Genomic DNA, 439 nt, shown 5'->3' on the forward strand with positions numbered 1-439 from the left:
AATTCAAAACTGGGAAGCCAGTTGAACCTGATACTGCGTGAGATACCCAAGCGGCAAAGTGGGGCTAATAACAACCGCAGTCAGAGCCGGGAGCGATCCTTGTGATGGGTGAGACAATCTATGAGCCGGTTGTGGGGCGGGAGGAAGTTGGAGAGTTTACCTGTCAAAAATAATAACAGCCCTGGTGATCTGACCAATTCGCCTCAGTAAGAGGCGGTATTTTAGAGCCTGTAAATAATTCTGTGTAAACGCCACCAAAACTATTACTCCTTGAACCGGTCAGGAAACATAATTTCAAACCGGTTCATGGCTGCTTTCCAGTTCCTGATCGGCATGGTCCATTTCTCGGAAGCTTTTTCCATGGCCAGATAGATTACCTTCATGACTGACTCATCAGTCCGAAAAATCTTCCGGTTCTTGATCGCCTTACGAATGACGC

At 47.2% G+C, this 439-nt stretch carries 1 pseudogene; it reads right to left on the minus strand.

Annotated elements, in window-relative coordinates:
• Window positions 1-263: 263 nt before the first annotated feature.
• A pseudogene (locus tag AK963_RS36415) lies at window positions 264-439 on the minus strand (IS256 family transposase); the annotation flags it as partial.

The sequence above is a fragment of the Endozoicomonas atrinae genome (assembly GCF_001647025.1).
Lineage (GTDB): Bacteria > Pseudomonadota > Gammaproteobacteria > Pseudomonadales > Endozoicomonadaceae > Endozoicomonas > Endozoicomonas atrinae.